Source organism: Marinomonas sp. KMM3893 (assembly GCF_004352855.1).
Taxonomy (GTDB): domain Bacteria; phylum Pseudomonadota; class Gammaproteobacteria; order Pseudomonadales; family Marinomonadaceae; genus Marinomonas; species Marinomonas arenicola.
On record NZ_SJSC01000001.1, the window covers coordinates 333,734 to 356,458 of the forward strand.

The window sequence follows — 22,725 nt, forward strand, 5'->3', positions numbered from 1 at the left end:
ATTTGTGAAAAAGGCGCTTTTTTAAAGACATTACAGTGATTTTTTTGCGAAGAATCTTAGTACTTTCCGTGCCATTCCAGCTTATTCTGCAAGGTCACAACATCACCAATAATGAGCAATGCTGGCGACTTCACGTCATTTTTCTTAGTAACCGCTAGAATATCTCGAATCGTGGAAGTAAACACTCTCTGCTCAGAGGTCGTGCCCTTTTCAACCACAGCCACCGGCATAGAGGGCACCATACCAAAGCGAATAAGAGATTGGCTAATTTCTTCTAAACCGGTCAAGCCCATATAAATCACTAGAGTCTGCGCAGGGTGAACCAACTCATCCCATGGCAATTCGGTACTTCCGTCTTTCAAGTGCCCAGTAAGAAAACGCACTGATTGCGCATAATCTCGATGCGTCAGCGGAATGCCAGCGTAAGCGGCACAACCCGCTGCTGCCGTAATACCTGGCACCACTTCAAAAGGTACGCTTTCTTGCACCAGCTCTTCCAGCTCTTCACCACCACGACCAAAGATGAAAGGGTCTCCACCTTTAAGGCGTACCACCATTTTCCCTTCTTTGGCTTTGACAGCAAGCAGGCTATTAATTTCTTCCTGGGGCAAGCTGTGCATCGATTTTGCTTTGCCGACGTACATCTTTTCCGCAGCCTCTGGAATCAAAGCAATAATTTCTGCGCCAACCAAACGGTCATAAAGCACCACATCGGCCGATGTAATCAATCGATGCGCTTTCATGGTCAACAGCTCTGGATCACCTGGCCCAGCGCCTACTAAATACACTTTACCTGTCATAGATTATCTCGTTTTACAAAAAAAGCCCCCAAAGAGGCTTTTTTTAAATAAAGCTTATGCTTTTTCCAAAACTGTTTTACCGCCCATGTAAGGCTGCAATACGGCCGGAATAGTCACAGTACCATCGGCATTTTGGTAATTTTCCAATACGGCCACCAAGGTACGACCTACCGCTAAACCAGATCCATTCAAGGTATGTGCCAACTCTGGGCGCCCAGTTTCAGGGTTACGCCAGCGAGCTTGCATACGTCGTGCTTGGAAGTCCCACATATTAGAACAAGAAGAAATCTCACGGTACTTACCTTGTCCTGGCAACCAAACCTCAATGTCATACGTTTTGTGCGCAGAGAAACCTAAGTCACCACCACACAGAATCACAGTACGGTACGGTAGCTCTAGCTTTTGCAGAATGGCTTCCGCATGACCAACCAACTCTTCAAGCACAGCTTCAGAACGGTCAGGACGGCACACATGAACCAGCTCTACTTTTTCAAACTGATGTTGGCGAATCATGCCGCGAGTGTCACGACCGTAGCTTCCTGCTTCACTACGGAAACAAGGTGTATGAGCAACAAACTTCTTATGTAAGTCTGCATCATTCAGAATTTCATTACGCACCAAGTTGGTGACTGGCACTTCCGCTGTTGGAATCAAATACAGGTCGTTATTGCCACTTTCTTTGTCTACCGGCACTTTAAACAAGTCTTCTTCAAACTTCGGCAACTGACCCGTGCCTTTTAAAGAAGTCGAATTCACTAAATAAGGCACGTAAACTTCAGAGTAACCGTGTTCATCAGCATGAGTATTAATCATAAACTGAGTTAAGGCACGGTGAAGTCGCGCTAAGTCGCTGCGCATAACCGCGAAGCGTGAACCCGTAATCTTAACGGCGGCTTCAAAATCCAGCATTTCCAACGCTTCACCAAGATCAACATGATCTTTTGCTTCAAAACTAAATTCTTTTGGTTGTCCCCAACGACGAATTTCGATGTTATCGTCTTCGGTTTTTCCTTCCGGAACAGAAGAATGGGGGATGTTTGGGATGCCTTCTAATAAGCTTTCAAACTCTTCTTGAACTTGGCTCAGCTGCGCTTTTGCCGCCTCAAGATCATCACCCAAGGTTGCCGTTTGCGCTTTTAGCTCAGCCGCTTTGTCCTTGTCTCCAGACTTCATCGCCTGACCGATTTGTTTAGAAACTGCATTGCGAGACTGCTGTAGTTGCTCTGTTTCCACCTGAATCGCTTTACGACGCTCTTCTAAAGAAGAAAAACGAGCAACATCTAATTCGTAGCCTTTTTTCTTAAGCTGTGCCGCAATGGCTTCTGGATCAGCGCGAAGCGCTTTAATATCTAACATCGGTGCAACAAAGTCCTCTAACAAAATAATCAATATGAGAAAGCACAAACAAAACGTGCTTAAAATCTAGATAAAATATCTCTATAACAACCTAAACGAAACGCGCCAAGGCTATTCCTGCCGCCACACCGGCAATACCCAATCCACAACTTAATAATAAATAGCTTGCTGCACTTAGCCAAGCCTGCATATTAATAAGTGAGATAATTTCCAAGGAAAAGGTAGAAAAAGTCGTAAAAGCGCCTAACAAGCCCACCATTATAAGCGGTCGATAAGGTTCTAAGCTCGGTATTCTCTCACTAATCACCACAAAAGCCACGCCCATTAAAAAGCAACCAAGTACATTAATTAACATAGTCGCTAACGGAAAGTGATGGTGCCAATGGTTATTGATGAATCGAGTCGCTCCATAGCGTCCCAGTGCGCCTGTCGCGCCGCCTAAGGCAATCATAAAGTAAAACATTATTAACTCTCTTTATTGTGTCTTTGAATAGCGCTGAATAAGGCTTTGGCTGTCTAACTCTGACAACCAAGCTAATTTATCGGCAATCTTCTTTTCTAAACCGCGCTCTGTAGGATGGTAGTAACGAGCCCCAGAAATAAGCTCTGGCAAATAATTCTCTCCCGCTGCATACCCATTCTCTTCATTGTGCGCATAACGATACTCTTCACCATGGCCCATGCTTTTCGCCAACGATGTGGGCGCATTGCGCAAATGGTTAGGCACCTCATAGCTTGGCTGAGAGGCCACATCGCTCATCGCTTGTTTGAACGCCATATAGACCGCATTACTTTTCGGTGCACACGCCATATAGACCGCCGCTTGAGCGATGGCTCTATTGCCTTCGCCGGGACCGACGCGTTCGAACACATCCCAAGCATTGAGACCAATTTGCAGCGCTCTAGGGTCCGCGTTGCCAATGTCTTCTGAGGCAATCGCCAATAAACGGCGCGCTATATACAAAGGATCGCAGCCGCCATCCAACATGCGAGCCATCCAATACAGAGCACCATCAGGAGACGACCCTCGAACCGACTTATGAAAAGCGGAAATCTGATCGTAGAAAACATCACCACCGCGATCGTAGCGACGCACACTGCCGCCCAACACATCTTCTAGATGATCGTGCGATACCGCCGTACCCGGCTCGACCAAATCCGATAATATTTCCAGAAAATTCAAGCCACGACGAATATCACCGTCGGCCGCCTGCGCCAAAATAGCCAGGTCGTTATCGCTCAACAGCAACCCAGCACTCGCTAGGCCTTTTTCGCTGTCTGTTAACGCCCGCTGCAACACTTGCTGAATGTCATCTGCCGTTGGTGTTTTTAGTCGATACACTCGCGCCCGTGACAACAAAGCAGAATTTAGTTCAAACGCAGGGTTTTCTGTGGTCGCACCAATAAACAAAAAAGTACCGTCTTCAATATAAGGCAAAAACGCATCTTGCTGAGACTTATTAAAGCGGTGCACCTCATCGACAAAAAGTACCGTTTGAGCCCCTTTCATCATACGCAACTGCTGGGCTTGTTCGACCGCGGCGCGAATCTCTTTGACCCCTGACATTACCGCCGAAATTTCAATAAATTGCGCGTCCAATGCATGGGATAACAGCTGTGCAAAAGTCGTTTTCCCAACCCCTGGTGGGCCCCACAAAATAAAAGAATGGCAATGTCCAGTTTCGACCATTCTACGTAATGGTCGACCTTCTCCTACTAAATGAGACTGACCAATGTATTCGGACAAATTAGTAGGACGCATTCTTGCTGCGAGCGGCTGGTACCCTGTAGATTGCTGATCGGCGAATAAATCGTCCATTACTGGCCTTCTACAATGACATCCACATCATCAGGAACCGCCATTGAGAAGTTCGCGTTTGCTACTCCCTTATGCTGCTCCACTTTCTTAAACTCAATTAAAGTCGTTTGGCCAAGACCATCAATAATACTCATCGCACTCACTTTAGAGTTTTTAAACGCCAAGGTCAGTGTTTTGAACATCTCTTCTTTGTTTTTTGGCTCAAGACGGTATTTATGATCACCCAGCTTAGTCACGACATAGTGCGGTAGAACACTTTCTGCAGGCTGACCCAATAAAGCCGCTGGAGAATTACTGGCGGTTCCTGCAAACGGTTTTTTAGTCGCTTGCTGTAAGTCTACGTCCCACACCAAAATAGTTTTGCCATCGGAGATAATACGTTGAGCGTAAGGCGATACGCTGTCCCAAACGAATTTATTCGGCTTAGACAGCAAAAATATGCCATTACTTACCTGAACCTGATTGCCTTTCTCATCGTATGTTGACTGACGAAACTCACCTTCAACATTACGGTTTTGATTCAGCAACTGGGTTAATTGAGCCGACGCACTACTTTCAGCATTCGCCGCACCCGCGAACAGAACCAACAACACCAACATCATTTTATACATCAAAATCACTCTCCTAGACCCCGACCTCTGCCACTGCATTATTCAGGAATTAATACGTCACGCTGACCGTTTGTCCCCATCGGGCCGACTAAGCCTGCGGCTTCCATTGCTTCCACCAAATTGGCAGCACGGTTATACCCTATTTTCAATCGTCGCTGAATCGACGATATCGACGCTTTACGCGTTTCTATTACTATTTGTACCGCATCATCATACAAGACGTCTTTATCTTCGCTATCGTCCCCAGACATAAGATCTTCAGGGTTGGTCACAACGTCATTAATGTAATCTGGCTCGCCTCGCTCTTTCCACTCTTCGACCACCGCGTGCACTTCTTCGTCAGACACAAAAGCGCCATGCACACGAATCGGAGTCGGTAACCCAGCCGGCAAATAAAGCATATCGCCCATACCGAGTAACTGATCTGCGCCACCTTGATCCAAGATGGTTCGCGAGTCTATTTTTGAAGAAACCTGAAACGCCATTCGCGTTGGAATATTGGCCTTAATCAGACCCGTAATCACATCCACCGATGGACGCTGGGTGGCTAGAATCAAATGAATTCCCGCCGCCCGTGCTTTTTGCGCGATACGGGCAATCAACTCCTCCACTTTTTTACCAACGATCATCATCATATCGGCAAATTCGTCAACAATGATGACAATATAAGGCAAAGGTTCTAAGTGCGGCACAGTTCGCGCCACTCCGTCTTCCGAAAACATGGCCATTTCAGGTTGCCACAATGGGTCTTCGATAGGTTTTCCTGCCTCAATCGCTTCGCGGACTTTTTTGTTGTAACCAGCGATGTTTCGCACACCCAGTTTGGACATCAACTTATAACGGCGCTCCATCTCATCCACCGACCAACGCAACCCATTTGCGGCGTCTTTCATATCCGTGATAACCGGCGTCAACAAATGTGGTATGCCTTCGTAGATGGACAACTCAAGCATTTTAGGATCGACCATGATCATTCGCACTTCATCCGGAGTGGATTTCAGCAACATACTTAAAATCATTGCGTTCACCCCCACCGATTTACCAGACCCTGTCGTACCAGCCACTAGCACATGCGGCATTTTGGCCAAATCCACCACCACAGGCTCACCGGAAATATCGTGCCCAAGAGACAAGGTCAGCGGCGAAGTTGCGTTGTCGTACATCTCACAGTTAATCACTTCAGAGAAATAAACGGTATCACGCACCTGATTCGGAATTTCAATACCTATGGTGGACTTACCAGCGATCACCTCAACCACGCGCACACTCATCACACTCAAGGAGCGGGCTAAATCTTTGGCAAGGTTAGTGATCCTTGACACTTTCACACCCGGTGCCGGCTGAATCTCAAAGCGCGTAATCACAGGTCCAGGGTTCACTTCTACCACTTCCGCTTTAACACCAAAATCTTGCAGACGGCGCTCTAATAATTCAGACAAGGCCAATAACTCGTCCTCAGTATAACCACCTTGCTTCGGTTTCGGCTTAGTCAGCACGCTACGATCCGGTAGCAAATAGGCAGGCTCTGCACGGGTGTCACTGTCAGAAGCCGAAACGGGGCCGCCCAACGAATCAAGCTGCTTAGCTTCAGACAAGGTTCGAAAAGCAGGTTTATGACTGGGAATTGTTTCTACTTTTTGCCCAATCGAGTCAGGTTGCGCTGCTTCAGGCTTCAGCGGTGGTGAAGCCATCAAAGGATCTTCTTCAACTGGCGTCGCTGGCGTTCTTGTCTTAGCTGGCGCTAGCGGCGTGGAGGCCACTTTTTTCGGCACTTCCTCATCAATGTATAAGGTGTCACCGAAAGACATATCGACCTCTTCGATCGCGATGTCGTCTAAACCAGAAAAACTAGGGTCTTCATGGGGCGTTTCAACAAGCGCTTCTGGCTCAGACGCTGCCGCTTTTTTACTTTTAGACAGCAAGCCAAATAGCGCAAATGGCTTTTTCGTGGCTTTTTCATCTTCTTCAAGCGCAATACTAGGTTCTTCTTTAAGCGCTACCGTTTCTTCTTTAGCGGCCACTGGCTCTTGGCGATTTTTACGACGTTTGCGAACAATTGCAGGCTCTTCTGGTTCGTCTTGAACCTCTGTATCGGCTAATTTTTCTGTACGCTCACGCTTTTGCGCCTTTTTCGACTGCCACTTTTCTCGTATCTGCATGACTAAATTAAAGGTTTTTTCACCCAATTTATCGATTAAAGCTAACCAGTGAACTTGCGATAAAAGGGTAAATGCCAACACCACAAATGCTAATCCAACTAAGGTGGCGCCATCGTAACCAATAAATCGATTTAACAGATTACCAAGCCCTCGACCTAAAATACCGCCGGCGCCATACTGTAATGACGCAGACCCTACGGTGTGGAGGTAACATAATACAGAGCCAAAAGAGAGGTATAAGATGCCCCCAATCGTACACAGCAAGGTGTTATTAAGAGGAAGCAGTTTGTGCGGATTACGCCATAAAATAATCGCTACCCATAAGAACAAGGGCGGCAACGAATAAAACAATGACCCAAAGAAGCCCGAAAACAAATCGGCTATAACGGCACCTATCGGCCCCATCGAGTTATGAATAGAACCATCGCGCCCAGAGTAAAACCAACCTGGGTCATCAGGACTGTAAGAATAAATCGCCAAAGCAAAGAAAAACAAAAAAAGCAGAGCTGCAATAAACGCGGCCTGTTTGGCAAACATATCCCATATCGGTGATCGTCCAGACTCACTCATTTCTTCTGCCAAAACACGTCCATCCTATTCATACCAAATCAGAGATCAATACCCACCCAAAATTGAGCGGCAAGTGCCCATAGCTTACCATAAAAAGCCCTTGTCAAAATATTACACCCTTGCTTTTACACAGATAATAAACTCTGAACAGACAGAACTGACACCTTTGTAAAAAGAATGCGTAAAAACACCGTTTTATTGTCATTTTAATTCACGCTAAAATGCGCACCACTGTCATGTCGCCATTTTACCCTCAAAGGCTCGCCTCTCTTATGCAAGAACAAGAAAACACGGAAAAAGAGCTCGTTTTGCTCACAGAGTGTATCGACGATACCCCAGACCCAGACAAAGCACTGGATGATCCAGAAGGCCTATCTGCGGTTGGTGGCGACCTTTCTCCGGCTCGCCTTATTCATCTATACAGCAAAGGCTTCTTCCCTTGGTACAGTGACCCAGACCCTATTTTATGGTGGCACCCACAAGAACGGTGCGTTTTACGACCACCAGAGTTCCATGAATCTCGCTCTCTTCGCAAAGCTCGTAACAAGGAAAACTGGTCGTTTACCATCAATCAAGATTTTCAAGCGGTTATGGAACACTGTGCATCACTGCGTGAAAAAGAAGGCACCTGGATATCCAGCGACATCAAACAGGCTTACCAAGCATTGCACGCGTTAGGGTACGCGCATTCAATCGAAGCGCGAGTCGACAACCAACTCGTTGGGGGTTTTTATGGGGTAGCTATGGGGAAAGTGTTTTTTGGTGAGTCTATGTTTTCACTGCGCCCTAACGCATCAAAAATGGCGCTGAATGGCTTCTGTAAAATCGCTTCAGAACTCGAAATAGAACTCATTGATTGCCAAGTAGAGTCTGAGCACCTGCTTACTTTAGGCGCTCAATTGATGCCGAGAAAGTCTTTCTCCTCTTCGCTTGCAGAACTCATCATTACGCCAAATAAAAACCAATTACTCGCCAATTTAGGGACATTCGACTAAAAAAAGGACAATTGTCTAAAATAAGCACAGCGCATTACCCTTCTGGGTTTGCCTTACGTCGTCTTTTTAGGCAAAATATGCCTCGATCAAAATTCAGACGTCGCTAAACAACGATAATCCATTTTTTAGCGATCAATCGGCCGAAGTAGAGACCACTCCTCTCCTTGTCTGCAGACCGTCAAATAGGCATGGTCGGCGTCTACTAATTTAAAGTTAACACCATAGGACACATATTGTGGCAAAAGAAGACAGCTTAGAAATGGAAGGCACTATCATTGATACGTTGCCAAACACCATGTTCCGTGTCGAACTAGAAAACGGACACGTTGTAACCGCACACATCTCCGGAAAAATGCGCAAAAACTACATCCGCATCTTGACTGGCGACAAAGTAAAAGTAGAACTAACACCTTACGACCTAAGTAAAGGCCGTATCGTTTACCGTTCTCGCTAAGGCATTCGCTCTTCTTTAAGAGCTGAGTGCAAGCATAAAAAAACCGGACTCAGTCCGGTTTTTTTATATTTCTCGATAAGTTAATCGATGAAGGTTTACATCAATACAATGCCAAAGACGTCGTCAAATTAATGAACGACCGCCTCTTTCACCACATCAAATTTCAATTCATCAAGTTTCTCATCCAATATCACTTTAACATGACCGCCTTCATTCAAGTCGCCAAACAAAATTTGATCTGCTAATGGCTTTTTCAAATGCTCTTGAATCACTCGCGCCATCGGGCGTGCACCCATTTGGCGATCGTAGCCTTTATTAGCCAACCAACCTCTTGCCATATCGGACACTTCAAGCAACACGCCTTTAGGATCCAACTGAGCTTGCAACTCAACCAAGAATTTATCCACTACGTTAAAGATAATTCGCTCATCCAATTGCTGGAACTGAATAACAGCGTCTAACCGGTTTCTAAATTCTGGCGTGAAAGTACGATTAATAATTTCTAAGCCATCGGTGGAGTTATCTTGACTTGAGAAGCCAATTGAACGTTTCGCCAATTCCTCGGCCCCAGCGTTCGACGTCATCACAAGAATGACATTACGGAAATCCGCTTTACGACCATTATTGTCCGTCAAAGTACCGTGATCCATAACTTGCAACAGCAAATTAAAGACTTCTGGATGCGCTTTCTCAATCTCATCTAGCAAGACAACACTGTGTGGATTTTTAGTCACGGCTTCCGTCAAAAGACCACCTTGATCAAATCCCACATAACCCGGTGGCGCACCTATCAAACGCGACACCGCATGACGTTCCATATACTCAGACATGTCAAAACGAATCAATTCCAAACCGAGCTGCTTAGCAAGCTGCTTGGTGACTTCCGTTTTACCCACCCCTGTCGGACCCGCCATCAAGAAGGAACCTATGGGTTTCTGTTCCGCTTTTAGACCGGCTCTTGATAATTTAATCGCAGACGACAAAGAATCAATCGCTTTATCCTGCCCAAACACCACCATTTTCAGGTTGCGCTCAAGGTTAGACAGCATCTGACGATCATCCGAGTTCACCGCTCTAACAGGAACACGAGCAATTTTAGACACAATCTCTTCGATGTCCGCCACGGTGATAACTTCCTTACGCTTACCTTCTGGCTGTAATCGCTGGAAAGCGCCGGCTTCATCAACCACGTCTATGGCTTTATCCGGCATATGACGATCCGTCACATAACGCTGCGCCAACTCCGCCGCCGCCAATAAGGCAGGCTCTTCATATTTGACTTTATGATGCTCTTCGAATGCGCCAATAATACCTTTCAAGATCTGATAGGTATCATCAACACTAGGCTCGTTCACATCAATTTTCTGGAAACGTCGCGCCAAGGCATGATCTTTTTCAAACACACCTCGAAACTCTTGAAACGTCGTGGAACCAATACAGCGCAATCCACCAGAACTCAACACAGGTTTCAATAAATTGGAGGCATCCATTACCCCACCGGATGCAGCACCCGCACCAATGATGGTATGAATTTCATCAATAAACAGTATCGCGTTAGGTTGCTTTTTGATTTCACTTAACAGGTGTTTCAAACGTTTTTCGAAATCACCACGATATTTAGTTCCCGCCAACAAAGCACCTAGATCAAGTGAATAAACCACTCCGTCTGCGATCACATCAGGCACTTGACCATCAACAATACGCTTTGCTAAGCCTTCAGCAATGGCGGTCTTACCGACACCCGACTCACCCACTAAAAGTGGATTGTTTTTACGGCGACGCGAGAGGGTTTGAATAACTCGCTCTACTTCGTACTCACGACCAATAAGCTTATCAATTTTGCCTGCTTTGGCCTCTTCGTTTAAATTGGTTGCGTATTTTTGCAAAGGGGCAGCAGAACTGTCTTCTGCTTCCTCTTCTTCTTGTTCCACACCTTGGGAGGCATCACCCAATTTTGAAATACCATGGGCGACATAATTCACCACGTCGATACGGGCAACACCATGGCGTTTTAATAAATAAACAGCTTGGCTTTCTTGCTCACTAAAAATAGCCACCAAGACATTAGCACCAGTCACTTCACGTTTACCCGAAGATTGCACATGAAAGACAGCACGCTGCAGCACTCGCTGAAAACCTAAGGTTGGTTGAACTTCACGCTCTACATCGTCTTCAGGAATAAGCGGCGTGGTACTATCAACGAACTCTTCGAGCTCTTTGCTCAATGTTTCTAGGCTCACACCGCAAGCCGCCAAAACACCTGATGCAGCACCATTTTCAACCAATGCCAACAATAAATGTTCTACCGTCATGAATTCATGGCGCTTGTCACGCGCCGCTTTAAAGGCATTATTCAGGGTTTGTTCAAGTTCTTTATCTAACATTGCTATTCCCTCACTCTGAATCAGTCGACTTTTTGTAAGTCACACATTAAGGGGTGCTCATTCTGTTCTACGAACTGTTGTACCATTGCTACTTTGGTTTCGGCAATATCAAAAGGGTAAATACCACAAACGCCTTTCCCTTTTTGATGCACCTCTAGCATTACCTGATTGGCCTTCTCTCCATCCATTGAAAAAAAACGTTGAAGAACAAATACGACAAAATCCATTGGCGTAAAATCATCATTAAATAACACCACCTGATACATGGATGGTGGTTTTAATTCCGTTTCTTGCGGAGCAATAGCGACATTAGAATGCCCCGCATCATCTTCTTCTGATATTAGTCTAATTTGTTGATTTACAATCATCCTATGCCTCTGAGGCTACACTTTTTCACAAAATTCACCAAATACGGTTTGTTTCGACTTAATAAATACACATATCACCACTTAAATTTTACAAATAACAAAACGACTTCTACGCTCAATAATAGTGGATCAAATACGCAATCAATGTTTATGAATATAATTCTAACATTGAACGCTTGAGAACACTTTGAACCTATTTAGCAATCTCGTTCATATAGATGTTTTAACTACGTTGCAACAAAACTCGAATGACAGTCAAGGTCTAAGAGAGTTCGCAACTAATTATTGATTATTAACGACACTTGAGAGTGGATAAGGAGTGACTCATGCATAGTGGATCAGTGAAGTGGTTCAACAACGCTAAAGGCTATGGCTTTATCGTTTCTGAAGAGTTTGATGAAGATTTATTTATTCATTACTCGGCTATTAACGTTGAAGGCTATAAAACCCTAAAAGCCGGCCAAGCCGTCACCTTTAAGGTCGAACCGGGGAAACGAGGCTTACATGCCATCGACATCACCCCTGTCGCACCATCTGACAGCGACAATAATAACGAAAGCAAAGAAACAGCAGAGCCTGCGCAACTCGCCGAACTCTAACTGCTTCATCGCTATCGTCTATTGATTTTGCTATCTTACGCTTCTATGGAATTGTGAGGAGCTTTTTATCGCCTGACAATTCAACCTCTTAACACAGCAACTTTACGATTTAGATTTGCCCATACATGCCCTCAAATTTGATTTTATTTAATAAACCTTTTCGAGTACTGAGCCAATTTTCCACTGACGACGGAAAAAGCACACTGGCAGATTTTATCAATGTGCCAGAATTTTATGCCGCCGGGCGACTAGATTATGATTCTGAAGGGTTAATGCTTTTAACCAATCAAGGAGCGATTCAACACATTGTCGCCTCCCCCAGTTTCAAATGGCCGAAAACCTATTGGGTACAAGTCGAAGGTGAAATCACCGACGCCGCACTGCAACAACTCAGACAAGGCGTTGAACTAAAAGACGGCCTAACAAAACCCGCTCAAGCGGAGAGAATGTCTGCGCCAGACGTTTGGCCAAGAGTCCCTCCTGTTCGTCACCGTGAAGCCATTCCTACTAGCTGGATCAGCCTACAAATCAAGGAAGGAAAGAACCGACAAGTGCGACGCATGACAGCATCGGTAGGGTTTCCCACTCTGCGTTTAATTCGCTACGCCATTGGCCCTTACACACTAGACAAGCTACCTTCGGGCGAATGGACACACACAGAACCAAGCACAGAATTACTGAACGAGGTGACACATTTTGAGCAACAAAGAAAGAGGAAGACTGCCGCACCTGACCGTCGCCGCTCTAGTCAAAAAAGACCAGCAGTATCTCATGGTGAAGGAATGGCAAAACGGAACACTCGTCCTCAATCAGCCAGCCGGACACGTAGAAAATAACGAAAGCTTGTTGGACGCCGTGATTAGAGAAACAAAAGAAGAAGCCGGCTGGCTCGTCAAGCCCATTGGCTTACTTGGCTTTTACGCCTTCACGCCTTTTGAAGGCGCAGATACCTATCATCGTGTCTGCGTTTTGTGTGAACCCGTTGCGCCTACCAATACAAGCCTTGACCCAGACATAGTGTCGTCCCATTGGCTCACGTACGAAGAGATACTGTTAGAGCCGCATCGCAGCCCTTTAATCAAAACCTGTCTTGAAGATTCATTAAATAACCCCATTATCTCCTTATCTTTCTTGTCAGATCAGCACTTGGTGGCTGTGCCCAGATAAGAAAAATACAGTACAATAATGACATCCTTTTCATTGAGGCAATGCCTCTTCACAGTAGAGTAAAAATAGGTCATGACTGAACAACGAACCCCCGTAGACTCATCGACTAACCACGACAAAAAAGTCATCGTAGGTATGTCTGGTGGTGTAGATTCATCCGTATCAGCGCTTATCCTGATGCAGCAGGGGTACCAAGTTGAAGGCCTATTCATGAAGAACTGGGACGAAGATGATGGCACCGAATACTGCACGGCAAAAGACGATCTAGCGGACGCTCAAGCGGTTTCTGACAAGCTGGGCATCAAGCTCCACACGGCCAATTTTGCAGCAGAATACTGGGACAACGTTTTTGAGCACTTTCTTGCAGAATACAAAGCAGGCCGTACTCCTAACCCAGACATTTTATGCAATAAAGAAATCAAATTTAAAGCCTTTCTTGAGTACGCAATCGAATTAGGCGCAGACTACATTGCAACCGGTCATTACGTACGTCGTGGCGAACGCAATGGCGAACCCGTGCTATTGAAAGGCTTAGATGCCAACAAAGACCAAAGTTACTTCCTGCACGCGGTTGGTAAAGATGAAATTGCCAAAACCCTGTTTCCTGTTGGTGAACTAGAAAAACCAGAAGTTCGTCGTTTAGCAGAAGAATTTGGCTTAATCACCCACAACAAAAAAGACAGCACCGGCATCTGTTTTATTGGTGAACGTCGCTTTAAAGATTTCTTAGAGCAATACCTGCCTGCTCAGCCTGGGGACATTGAAACACTCAGCGGCGATAAAATTGGCCGCCACTTTGGCTTGATGTACCACACCATTGGCCAACGCCAAGGCTTAGGCATTGGTGGCTTATCCAATTACCCAGACGAACCTTGGTATGTAGTAGAAAAAGACTTAGATAGAAACGTATTGCTCGTCACTCAAGGCGGCCAACATGAGTCTTTGTTTAAAACACACTTGATTGCCGACAACTTTGACTGGGTTGCGCGCACCAAACCAAGCTTCCCACTGACCTGCAAAGCAAAATGCCGTTATCGCCAGGCAGATCAAGATTGCACCATCACAGAATTAACCGATGGCCGAGTTGAAGTGTCATTTATTGAACCGCAACGCGCCATTACACCAGGACAATCCGTCGTTTTTTACCTAGACGATTTATGTTTAGGCGGCGGTATTATCAATGTCGCTTTTAACAAATAAACCATGCCTATTACTGTGAGAGACCGTTTATTGTGAGTCAACGAGAAAAAGAGCAAACCATTGCCCTATCCGCTATTTTTCAGGCGGCCGAACTTGTGGCTACCTTAGCAAAAACAGGCCAGATAGATAACGATGGCTTAAAGCCTTTGATCAACAGCATATTACTCGTCAACGCAGACGCGACAGAGGATATCTATGGCGGTCAATGGGATTGTCAGAGCAACCTTGCCTTGGGCCGACGCATCACTCGCCAAGCCCTAGGTAAGGAGCGCAGCAGTGTGAACCCAGACACTTTGCGCTACGCACTGAGTCTCATACATTTAGAAAGTAAGCTGCAAAAGTCCCCTGATGTGTTATCCGCTCTAGGGCAAGGCATCAGTCAGTTAGATCGCCAAAAAGCGCATTATGAAGACATTCTTCATGAAAATATGATCGCGGCCATCTCTGGCATTTACCAAGATTCCTTGAGCAAGCTGTCATTTCGCATTCAAGTTCATGGCGACAGCCGCTTCTTACAGCAGCCAACCATCGCCAACCAAGTCCGTGCAACTTTATTGGCTGGCATCCGTGCCGCCATGCTTTGGCGTCAACTTGGTGGCAAACGCTGGCATTTGATTTTTAAAAGAAAATCCTTACTAAATGCGCTAGAAGCGCGAAACTAGCATCCAAAAAAAGACCGATTAAGGTCTTTTTTTTGCTCTGCTTTTTTCACGCTAAAAAAGCCAAAAGTTAATCATTGCAACACCTTGATTAAATGAGAATAACTCACATCTATTATGAGTATATTTTTATCCAATATCTCTGCCATTTATTTTTAGGTAGTATATTGGCCAAAATAATCATTAGCACATCGATATATTTTGAGAATGGAGACCATAAGTCGCCTTCTTCTTTTAATTTGCCACATAGCCTTAAATGTTAGGGGAATTACATGTCTACAAAACAAACTATTTATTATACCTTCACCGATGAAGCGCCAGCACTGGCGACGGCTTCTTTGCTGCCTATCTTTGGCGCCTTTGCAAAAGAAGCAGACATCGAATTGAAACTGACTGACATTTCTTTGGCTAGTCGTGTAATTTCCGCTTTTGCTGATAAGCTACCTGCTGACAAACAAGCAGAAGACGGTCTTAAATTTCTTGGCGATTTGACGGCTGCCCCTGAAGCAAACATTGTCAAATTACCTAACATCAGTGCCTCTCTGCCTCAGCTATACGCCACTATCAAAGAATTGAACGCAGAAGGCTACGGTCTTCCTGAATACCCAGAAAACCCACAGACTGAAGAAGACAAAGACGTACTTGCTCGCTACTCCAAAGTACTAGGCAGCGCAGTAAACCCTGTATTACGTCAAGGTAACTCAGACCGTCGCGCACCAGCAGCGGTTAAAAACTTCGCTCGTAAGAACCCTCATTCAATGGGCAAATGGAGCAAAACCTCTGTTTCGCACGTTGATTACATGCGCGACGGTGATTTTTACTCTTCTGAGCAGTCCGTTACTATGGATTCCGCGCAAACCGTTAACATCGAATTCGTGAAAAAAGACGGCTCTGTTGAACTGAAAAAATCTTTGCCGCTTCTTGCTGGCGAAATCATCGATAGCATGAACATCAACTGCACTAAACTGCGTGCCTTCTTTGAAGCTTCCCTACAAGAAGCAAAAGAAGACAACATCATGTGGTCTGTGCATCTAAAAGCCACCATGATGAAAGTGTCTCACCCTATCGTATTTGGTCACGCGGTAACGGTTTTCTACAAAGACGTTTTTGAAAAATACGGTGAATTGTTTAAAGAAATCGGTGTTAACCCAAACAACGGTCTGGGTAGCGTTTACGATAAAATCCAAACTTTACCTGAAGCGAAACAAGAAGAAATCAAACAAGCGATTCAAGACGTTTACAAAACTCGTCCTGAACTGGCCATGGTTGATTCAGACAAAGGCATCACTAACTTGCACGTACCAAGCGACGTGATTGTTGATGCTTCTATGCCTGCGATGATCCGTAACTCTGGTAAAATGTGGGGCCGTGACGGCAAAGCACACGATGCTAAAGCGGTTATTCCTGACAGCACTTACGCACGTATTTACCAAGAAACCATCAACTTCTGTAAAACCAATGGCGCATTCGACCCAGTTACCATGGGCACAGTGCCAAACGTTGGCCTAATGGCTCAAAAAGCAGAAGAATACGGTTCTCACGATAAAACATTCGAAATCGCCGAAGCCGGCACTATGCGCGTTGTTGATGCACAGGGTAACGTCCTAATGCAGCACGCGGTAGAAAAAGGCGATATCTGGCGCGCTTGCCAAACCAAAGACGCTCCAATCCGCGATTGGGTGAAACTGGGTGTGACTCGTGCTCGTCAATCTGACACACCTGCTGTGTTCTGGTTAGAAGAAGCTCGTCCACACGATAACGAACTTCGCAAAAAAGTCGAAAACTACCTAAAAGAACATGACACTGACGGTTTAGACATTCGCATCATGAACTACAACGAAGCGATCCGTTTCTCTATGGAGCGCATCATTCGTGGCCAAGACACTATTTCAGTAACAGGTAACATCCTTCGTGATTACCTAACTGACTTGTTCCCTATCTTGGAATTGGGTACTTCTGCGAAAATGCTGTCTATCGTGCCAATGCTACAAGGTGGCGGCATGTATGAAACAGGCGCTGGCGGTTCTGCTCCTAAGCACGTTCAACAGCTTATGGAAGAAAACCACCTACGTTGGGATTCTCTTGGTGAGTTCTTGGCAGTGGCTGTCTCTTTTGAAGAATTGGGCATCAAGCACAATAATGAAAAAGCAAAAATTCTTGCTGCCTGCCTAGACAAAGCAACCGGCAAACTTCTAGACACCAACAAATCACCTTCTCGTAAGGCGGGTGAATTGGACAACCGTGGTAGCCACTTCTACCTAGCGATGTACTGGTCACAAGAATTGGCGGCGCAAACAGACGACGCAACATTGGCGGCGAAATTCGCCCCTCTTGCTAAGCAATTAGCAGACAAGGAAGCAGCGATTGTTGCAGAGCTTGCTGCTGTTCAAGGCAAACCTTCTGGTCTATCTGGTTACTACCACATGGATCTTAACGAAGTAGCTAAGATCATGCGCCCAAGCACTACCTTTAACGATGCTTTAGCAACGCTATAAGCTGAGTTAACGAACAAGAACCAAACGCTTTCAGTTGCGACAAGCAAAAGAAAGCCTGTTCTAACAAATCCCAAGCAGTGCTACTGCTTGGGATTTTTTGTCTGTTCGCCTAACCAGCAGCAACAAAAGCTTACGAATCTCCCCCCTGCCATAGAAGTACGCCCCCCTTTTGCCTATAATAGCGGCTCCCTGAAAACCATGGTCGAGGCGTTATCTCAATGGAATTAACTAGCTTAAACGCGATTTCCCCAATAGACGGTCGTTACGGATCGAAAACCAACGTATTACGTCGCTCAGTAAGCGAATACGGCTTGCTTCGTATGCGTGTCATTGTGGAAGTACGCTGGCTACAGGCTCTTGCCAAACACCCACAAATTATTGAAGTACCAGCACTGAGTGATGAAGCAAGCACCTTGCTAGATCAATTGGCTGACAACTTCAGCGAAGCAGACGCTCAAGCGATCAAAGACATTGAGAAAACCACGAACCACGATGTCAAAGCGGTTGAATACTTCATCAAAAACAAAATGGCTGACAACGCTGAACTAGCGGCCATTTCTGAATTTGTTCACTTTGCTTGTACCTCAGAAGACATCAATAACTTGTCTCACGCACTGATGCTACGTGAAGCACTGGAAGAAGGCATTGCTCCAGAGCTAAACAAGGTCATCACGGCGATTCAAGATCTAGCGATTGAGCACGCTGAGCAACCTATGTTGTCTCGTACTCACGGCCAAACAGCCTCTCCTTCTACTGTTGGTAAAGAAATGGCCAACGTAGCAGCACGCCTTAGCCGTCAGCTTAAGCAAATTGAAAGCGTTGAATTTTTAGGCAAAATCAACGGCGCAGTAGGCAACTACAACGCTCACCTTTCTGCTTACCCAGATGTCGATTGGCAAGCCCATGCAGAAGCATTTGTTACTTCTTTAGGCTTGTCTTGGAACCCTTACACAACGCAAATCGAACCGCATGACTACATTGCTGAATTGTACGATGCGATTTGTCGCTTCAACACCATTCTGATTGACTTTGACCGTGACGTTTGGGGCTACATCTCAATGGGCTTTTTCAAGCAAAAAACCATTGCGGGCGAAATCGGCTCTTCTACTATGCCGCATAAAGTTAACCCAATCGACTTCGAAAACTCCGAAGGCAACTTGGGCATTGCGAATGCCATCATGGGCCACTTGAGCGCGAAATTGCCAATCTCTCGCTGGCAGCGTGACCTAACAGACTCTACGGTTCTGCGTAACCTAGGTGTTGGTCTAGCGCACAGCTTGATTGCTTACCAAGCAACACTGAAAGGCATCAGCAAATTGGAAATCAATGCGCCGCGCCTTGATGCAGACTTAAACAACGCTTGGGAAGTGTTGGCTGAGCCAATCCAAACCGTTATGCGTCGTTACGGCATCGAATCACCATACGAGAAGCTAAAAGAACTAACCCGCGGTCGTACCATTGACCAAGCGACCATTGAAGCTTTCGTTGATACATTAGAAATGCCTGAAGAAGCCAAAGCGGAGCTTAAAAAGCTAACGCCAGCGACTTATATTGGTAACGCGGTTGCTCAAGCAAAAGCCATTCGCTAACGCTTAACAACGAACTTACCCAGTAATTCCTTTGTGAAAAAAGAGCCGATTTATCGGCTCTTTTTTGTCACCTCCCCCGACGATTTTCTCTTTCATTAGAGTGAGTGATTTATGACAGATTTAGACACGCCATTAACCCTATTAGGCGGCATGACAGCCCGTACTTTTCTGGCCGAATATTGGCAGAAAAAGCCTCTTTTAATTCGCTCAGGTTTGGTGGATTTCACCCTTCCTCTGGACGCCGACGAATTAGCAGGCATGGCCATGGAAGAAGATGTCGAGTCACGCATTGTCATCGAAAATGGCAAAACACCATGGGAATTACTGCAAGGTCCGTTTGACGAAAGCACTTTTGCCAACTTACCAGAAAAGGAATGGACGCTATTGGTTCAAGCCGTTGATCATTGGGTTCCTGAGGTTCAAGCTCTTAAAGAGCAATTTCAGTTTTTACCCAGCTGGCGCCTCGACGATGTCATGATCAGCTACGCCACCCAAGGTGGCAGCGTAGGCCCTCATTATGACCAATACGATGTGTTTCTCGTTCAAGTCGCTGGCAAGCGCCGCTGGCAAGTCTTGGCACCAGATCAATATCAAGACACTGCAATAAAAGACATCTCTCTACACATATTGGACAACTTCCCTGTGGACGACTCTATGGACTGGGAGTTAGAAACAGGTGATATCCTTTATCTGCCACCTAATTATGCGCACAACGGTCGCTCATTAGACAACGATTGCATGACCTACTCGATCGGTTTTCGTGCGCCAAGTATGCAAGATGCACTAACAGGACTGCGCGATAAAATCTGTGACAACGTCAATGAGAAAGACCGCTTTGCAGCGCCTGAGTCAGGCTCACGCACTCACAGCGCACAAATCACCCAGGACGATATCCGCTATCTACAGACAGAACTTACCCGCCTGATCAAGCAACCAGACAAGCTGGCTCAATGGTTGGGCGAAACCATGAGTGAAAGCAAATACCCTGAGTATTTAGCCCCTCTAAATCAACAGGAACTGGAGCAGGCTTACGCAAACGCATTGGCCGGCAACACCTTTATTCGACCTGGCGACGCGCGCATCAGCTATTATGATCCTTCGGCGCTTTATTCTGGTGAGCAACAAACCTTAGAAGGGGTTGACTCAGAGCCACTTGAAAACCCATCTATTACGGTTTTTTGTAATGGTGATAGCCTCTCAGTTCATCAACAATTGGCTATTTTCATTCAAGCCATTTGCAACCAAACTGAGTTTGATTTCTCTGGATTAGATCTAGAGCAAGACAGTGACTTACCCCCTTTATTACGCTTTTTGATTCGCCAGCAAGGCTTAATCGAGCTCACCGCTTCTGAAGAATAAAAGGACGGCACTTTGAACGCATTAACCTCAGACTGGAACAGTAGCAAAGCCCAACTCGTCTTTGTCAGAAAGCAGGTCTTTATTATTGAACAAGGCATTCCGCCAGAAGATGAATGGGATGAACACGATCAAGATGCCGTGCATTTTGTCTCTTTCGGAACGACCGCGGTTCCCACAGGCGTGTGCCGCTTATTAGCAGACGGTCATATCGGTCGCTTAGCGGTGTTGCCCGCTTATCGTCAGCAAGGTTATGCCAGTATGTTGCTGCGCAAAGCCATACAAGTCGCACGAGAAATGGGCATCAAAAAAGTATTTTTAGACGCGCAAGTAGAAGCACAAACTTTCTATGAAAAACACAACTTTACCAGCGATGGTAAGGTTTTTTTAGACGCTACGAAACTGCACGTACACATGGAAAGAGAGATTTAACGCCGATAGGAAGCTAAATAGTGGCTATATCGTGTTAAAAAAGTTCCATAAAAAAAGCGAGTTGCCCTATTTAGGCCAACTCGCTTTTTTATGTTCTTTTGCTTAATTACACCAAACGGCTAATTAAACAACAGCAATCAATTCAACATCAAACTGAAGAACAGAATGCGGCTGAATCATAGCACCAGCGCCTTGTGCACCGTAAGCCAATTCAGCAGGGATAGTCAGACGGTATTTCGCGCCTTCTTTCATCAACTGAAGACCTTCAGTCCAACCAGCAATCACACCCGTTAGAGGGAATTCAATTGGCTCGCCACGAGCAATAGAGCTATCAAATACTTGACCGTCAAGCAGACGACCTTCGTAATGTACACGAACAGTAGACTCTAGTGCTGGAGTAGCGCCAGTACCTTCTTCAAGCACTTCGTACTGAAGACCGCTTTCTGTTACTTGAATGCCAGCTTTTGCTTTGTTTTCTGCAAGGAAAGCTTCACCCGCTTGGATGTTTCCTTCAGAAGCAACACGGCTCTTCTCTTCCATTTTTTGTTGAAGCTCTGCAAATGCCGCTTCAAGTTCAGCACCAGGAACACGCATTTCAGCACCGTTCAACGCATCTTCAATCGCAGCAAAAAGATGAGTTAGAGACAATTCACCAAGATCACTACCACGTAGTTGGTCACCAATTTGACGACCAATGCCGTATGCGATTTTAGATTCGTTTGAGTCGAACGACAGTTCAGACATAGTTAGCTCTCTTATCTGTTAAAAATTTGAGGCCGTATCATAACATAGCCCTACCAGCAGAACATTACCCCGAAACACGCAAACCGTAAGAAGTTAAAATAGAATTTGCAAATGATAGTGATTATCATTTATTATTAGCATATCGCAATGGACTAAAGGAAGCGGCGCCATGAAAGCCAAGATATTTATACCGCAAATCATCAAACACAAAGACGCAAAAAGACCTCGAGATTATTGGGGAATGTTATTTGTCGGGCTGGTTTTTGCCGCATTGATGGGCAGCTTCTTAATCGATAGTCACAGAGACAACGCCAACTTAAAAATCGCTCTCTCTTCCACCGCGTCACTAAGCATTGATTCAGGTCAGCATTATAAAAGCTAACAAGCCTATACTTTATAGATATTAAAAAAAGGAGAATTACTATGTTGGCCCCCATTAATACCATCCTTTATGCTTGCGACCTAGAAGGCAACACACAATCAGCTCTAGAGTTGGTCATGAATCTTTCTCTGGCACACAAAGCAAATGTCATCATCATGCATTCTTTAGAACCGCTTAATGCTCAAGCCAGTAATATGGTTTACAACTATGTCTCCGCTGAAACCTCTAAGAAAATGCAAGAAGAGGCGATAAGAAGCGTAAAAGAACGAATGGATCAACAGCTTGACCGCTTTATGGATGACCACAAAGAAGAGCTTGCAGCCCTCAAAACGCCACCAGAAAGACTCATAGTCCACGCAGTTCCATCAGACGCAATCAAACGAACTGCAGAAGAAAGAAACGTTGACCTGATTGTCATGAATAGCCGAACACACAGCCGTATTGGACAATTACTGATTGGCTCTACGGCCAATAACGTTATCCATCACAGCAACATCCCAGTCCTAGTGGTACCAATAAAATAACCCTAACCCTAGTCAGATCGCACTATCTTGGATACACTTACTGTATATATAAACAGTAAGTG

At 45.5% G+C, this 22,725-nt stretch carries 22 protein-coding genes; 13 read left to right on the forward strand and 9 right to left on the reverse strand.

Annotated features, from left to right (window positions below; genetic code table 11):
- Nucleotides 1-56 precede the first annotated feature (56 nt).
- The 6 genes from cobA to E0D71_RS01550 form a co-directional block, all read right to left on the reverse strand.
- Complete coding sequence (gene cobA, locus E0D71_RS01525; protein WP_133001535.1) at nt 57-800, reverse strand: uroporphyrinogen-III C-methyltransferase; 744 nt, start codon at nt 798-800, stop codon at nt 57-59.
- A 54-nt stretch (nt 801-854) separates the two neighbouring features.
- Nucleotides 855-2,156 carry a serine--tRNA ligase gene (gene serS, locus E0D71_RS01530; protein WP_133001536.1) on the reverse strand — a complete coding sequence of 434 codons (1,302 nt, stop codon included), beginning with the start codon at nt 2,154-2,156 and terminating at the stop codon, nt 855-857.
- A 91-nt stretch (nt 2,157-2,247) separates the two neighbouring features.
- Complete coding sequence (gene crcB, locus E0D71_RS01535; protein ID WP_133001537.1) at nt 2,248-2,619, reverse strand: fluoride efflux transporter CrcB; 372 nt, start codon at nt 2,617-2,619, stop codon at nt 2,248-2,250.
- A gap of 12 nt (nt 2,620-2,631) precedes the next feature.
- Entirely contained in the window at nt 2,632-3,975 is a 1,344-nt protein-coding gene (locus tag E0D71_RS01540) for a replication-associated recombination protein A (protein WP_133001538.1), read from the reverse strand.
- A complete protein-coding gene (lolA, locus tag E0D71_RS01545) occupies nt 3,975-4,586 on the reverse strand; it encodes an outer membrane lipoprotein chaperone LolA (protein WP_133002093.1) in 612 nt (203 codons plus the stop codon). Before lolA ends, E0D71_RS01540 begins: the two co-directional genes overlap by 1 nt.
- A 38-nt stretch (nt 4,587-4,624) precedes the next feature.
- Nucleotides 4,625-7,315, reverse strand: a complete 2,691-nt coding sequence (locus E0D71_RS01550; protein WP_133002094.1) for a DNA translocase FtsK — start codon at nt 7,313-7,315, stop codon at nt 4,625-4,627.
- 272 nt (nt 7,316-7,587) lie between these two features.
- Here E0D71_RS01550 and aat point away from each other — a divergent pair, with 272 nt between their 5' ends.
- Both aat and infA read left to right on the forward strand, forming a co-directional pair.
- Nucleotides 7,588-8,310: a leucyl/phenylalanyl-tRNA--protein transferase gene (gene aat / locus E0D71_RS01555; protein WP_133001539.1), complete on the forward strand. Its 723-nt coding sequence runs from the start codon at nt 7,588-7,590 to the stop codon at nt 8,308-8,310.
- Between the two features lie 235 nt (nt 8,311-8,545).
- Nucleotides 8,546-8,764: a translation initiation factor IF-1 gene (infA, locus tag E0D71_RS01560; RefSeq protein WP_115896003.1), complete on the forward strand. Its 219-nt coding sequence runs from the start codon at nt 8,546-8,548 to the stop codon at nt 8,762-8,764.
- 128 nt (nt 8,765-8,892) lie between these two features.
- Here infA and clpA read toward each other — a convergent pair whose 3' ends face one another.
- On the reverse strand, nt 8,893-11,148 hold the full coding sequence (gene clpA / locus E0D71_RS01565; RefSeq protein WP_133001540.1) for an ATP-dependent Clp protease ATP-binding subunit ClpA: 2,256 nt from the start codon (nt 11,146-11,148) through the stop codon (nt 8,893-8,895).
- 20 nt (nt 11,149-11,168) lie between these two features.
- A complete protein-coding gene (gene clpS, locus E0D71_RS01570; RefSeq protein ID WP_207923307.1) occupies nt 11,169-11,516 on the reverse strand; it encodes an ATP-dependent Clp protease adapter ClpS in 348 nt (115 codons plus the stop codon).
- A gap of 326 nt (nt 11,517-11,842) precedes the next feature.
- Here clpS and E0D71_RS01575 point away from each other — a divergent pair, with 326 nt between their 5' ends.
- The 9 genes from E0D71_RS01575 to E0D71_RS01615 all read left to right on the forward strand — a co-directional run bounded on the left by E0D71_RS01575 (nt 11,843) and on the right by E0D71_RS01615 (nt 21,013).
- Nucleotides 11,843-12,115, forward strand: a complete 273-nt coding sequence (locus E0D71_RS01575) for a cold shock domain-containing protein (RefSeq protein ID WP_133001541.1) — start codon at nt 11,843-11,845, stop codon at nt 12,113-12,115.
- A 125-nt stretch (nt 12,116-12,240) separates the two neighbouring features.
- Nucleotides 12,241-12,951 carry a pseudouridine synthase gene (locus E0D71_RS01580; RefSeq protein ID WP_133001542.1) on the forward strand — a complete coding sequence of 237 codons (711 nt, stop codon included), beginning with the start codon at nt 12,241-12,243 and terminating at the stop codon, nt 12,949-12,951.
- Nucleotides 12,887-13,282 carry an NUDIX domain-containing protein gene (locus E0D71_RS01585; RefSeq protein ID WP_133001543.1) on the forward strand — a complete coding sequence of 132 codons (396 nt, stop codon included), beginning with the start codon at nt 12,887-12,889 and terminating at the stop codon, nt 13,280-13,282. Before E0D71_RS01580 ends, E0D71_RS01585 begins: the two co-directional genes overlap by 65 nt.
- 72 nt (nt 13,283-13,354) lie before the next feature.
- On the forward strand, nt 13,355-14,482 hold the full coding sequence (gene mnmA / locus E0D71_RS01590; RefSeq protein ID WP_133001544.1) for a tRNA 2-thiouridine(34) synthase MnmA: 1,128 nt from the start codon (nt 13,355-13,357) through the stop codon (nt 14,480-14,482).
- Between the two features lie 32 nt (nt 14,483-14,514).
- Nucleotides 14,515-15,144, forward strand: a complete 630-nt coding sequence (gene hflD, locus E0D71_RS01595; RefSeq protein WP_133001545.1) for a high frequency lysogenization protein HflD — start codon at nt 14,515-14,517, stop codon at nt 15,142-15,144.
- 269 nt (nt 15,145-15,413) lie between these two features.
- On the forward strand, nt 15,414-17,636 hold the full coding sequence (locus tag E0D71_RS01600) for an NADP-dependent isocitrate dehydrogenase (protein WP_133001546.1): 2,223 nt from the start codon (nt 15,414-15,416) through the stop codon (nt 17,634-17,636).
- 218 nt (nt 17,637-17,854) lie between these two features.
- Nucleotides 17,855-19,225 carry an adenylosuccinate lyase gene (gene purB, locus E0D71_RS01605; RefSeq protein WP_133001547.1) on the forward strand — a complete coding sequence of 457 codons (1,371 nt, stop codon included), beginning with the start codon at nt 17,855-17,857 and terminating at the stop codon, nt 19,223-19,225.
- A gap of 111 nt (nt 19,226-19,336) precedes the next feature.
- Nucleotides 19,337-20,584 (forward strand): cupin domain-containing protein, encoded by a 1,248-nt coding sequence (locus E0D71_RS01610; RefSeq protein ID WP_133001548.1) that lies wholly within the window; start codon nt 19,337-19,339, stop codon nt 20,582-20,584.
- A 12-nt stretch (nt 20,585-20,596) separates the two neighbouring features.
- Nucleotides 20,597-21,013 carry a GNAT family N-acetyltransferase gene (locus tag E0D71_RS01615; RefSeq protein ID WP_133001549.1) on the forward strand — a complete coding sequence of 139 codons (417 nt, stop codon included), beginning with the start codon at nt 20,597-20,599 and terminating at the stop codon, nt 21,011-21,013.
- Nucleotides 21,014-21,136: 123 nt separating this feature from the next.
- Here E0D71_RS01615 and E0D71_RS01620 read toward each other — a convergent pair whose 3' ends face one another.
- The gene (locus tag E0D71_RS01620; protein ID WP_133001550.1) at nt 21,137-21,757 is read right to left on the reverse strand and encodes an FKBP-type peptidyl-prolyl cis-trans isomerase; all 621 of its coding nucleotides are present in this window, start codon (nt 21,755-21,757) and stop codon (nt 21,137-21,139) included.
- 169 nt (nt 21,758-21,926) lie between these two features.
- On the opposite strand from E0D71_RS01620, the gene E0D71_RS01625 reads away from it, so the two are divergent.
- Both E0D71_RS01625 and E0D71_RS01630 read left to right on the forward strand, forming a co-directional pair.
- On the forward strand, nt 21,927-22,139 hold the full coding sequence (locus E0D71_RS01625; protein ID WP_133001551.1) for a hypothetical protein: 213 nt from the start codon (nt 21,927-21,929) through the stop codon (nt 22,137-22,139).
- Nucleotides 22,140-22,180: 41 nt separating this feature from the next.
- Nucleotides 22,181-22,663, forward strand: a complete 483-nt coding sequence (locus E0D71_RS01630) for a universal stress protein (RefSeq protein WP_133001552.1) — start codon at nt 22,181-22,183, stop codon at nt 22,661-22,663.
- Nucleotides 22,664-22,725 lie beyond the last annotated feature (62 nt).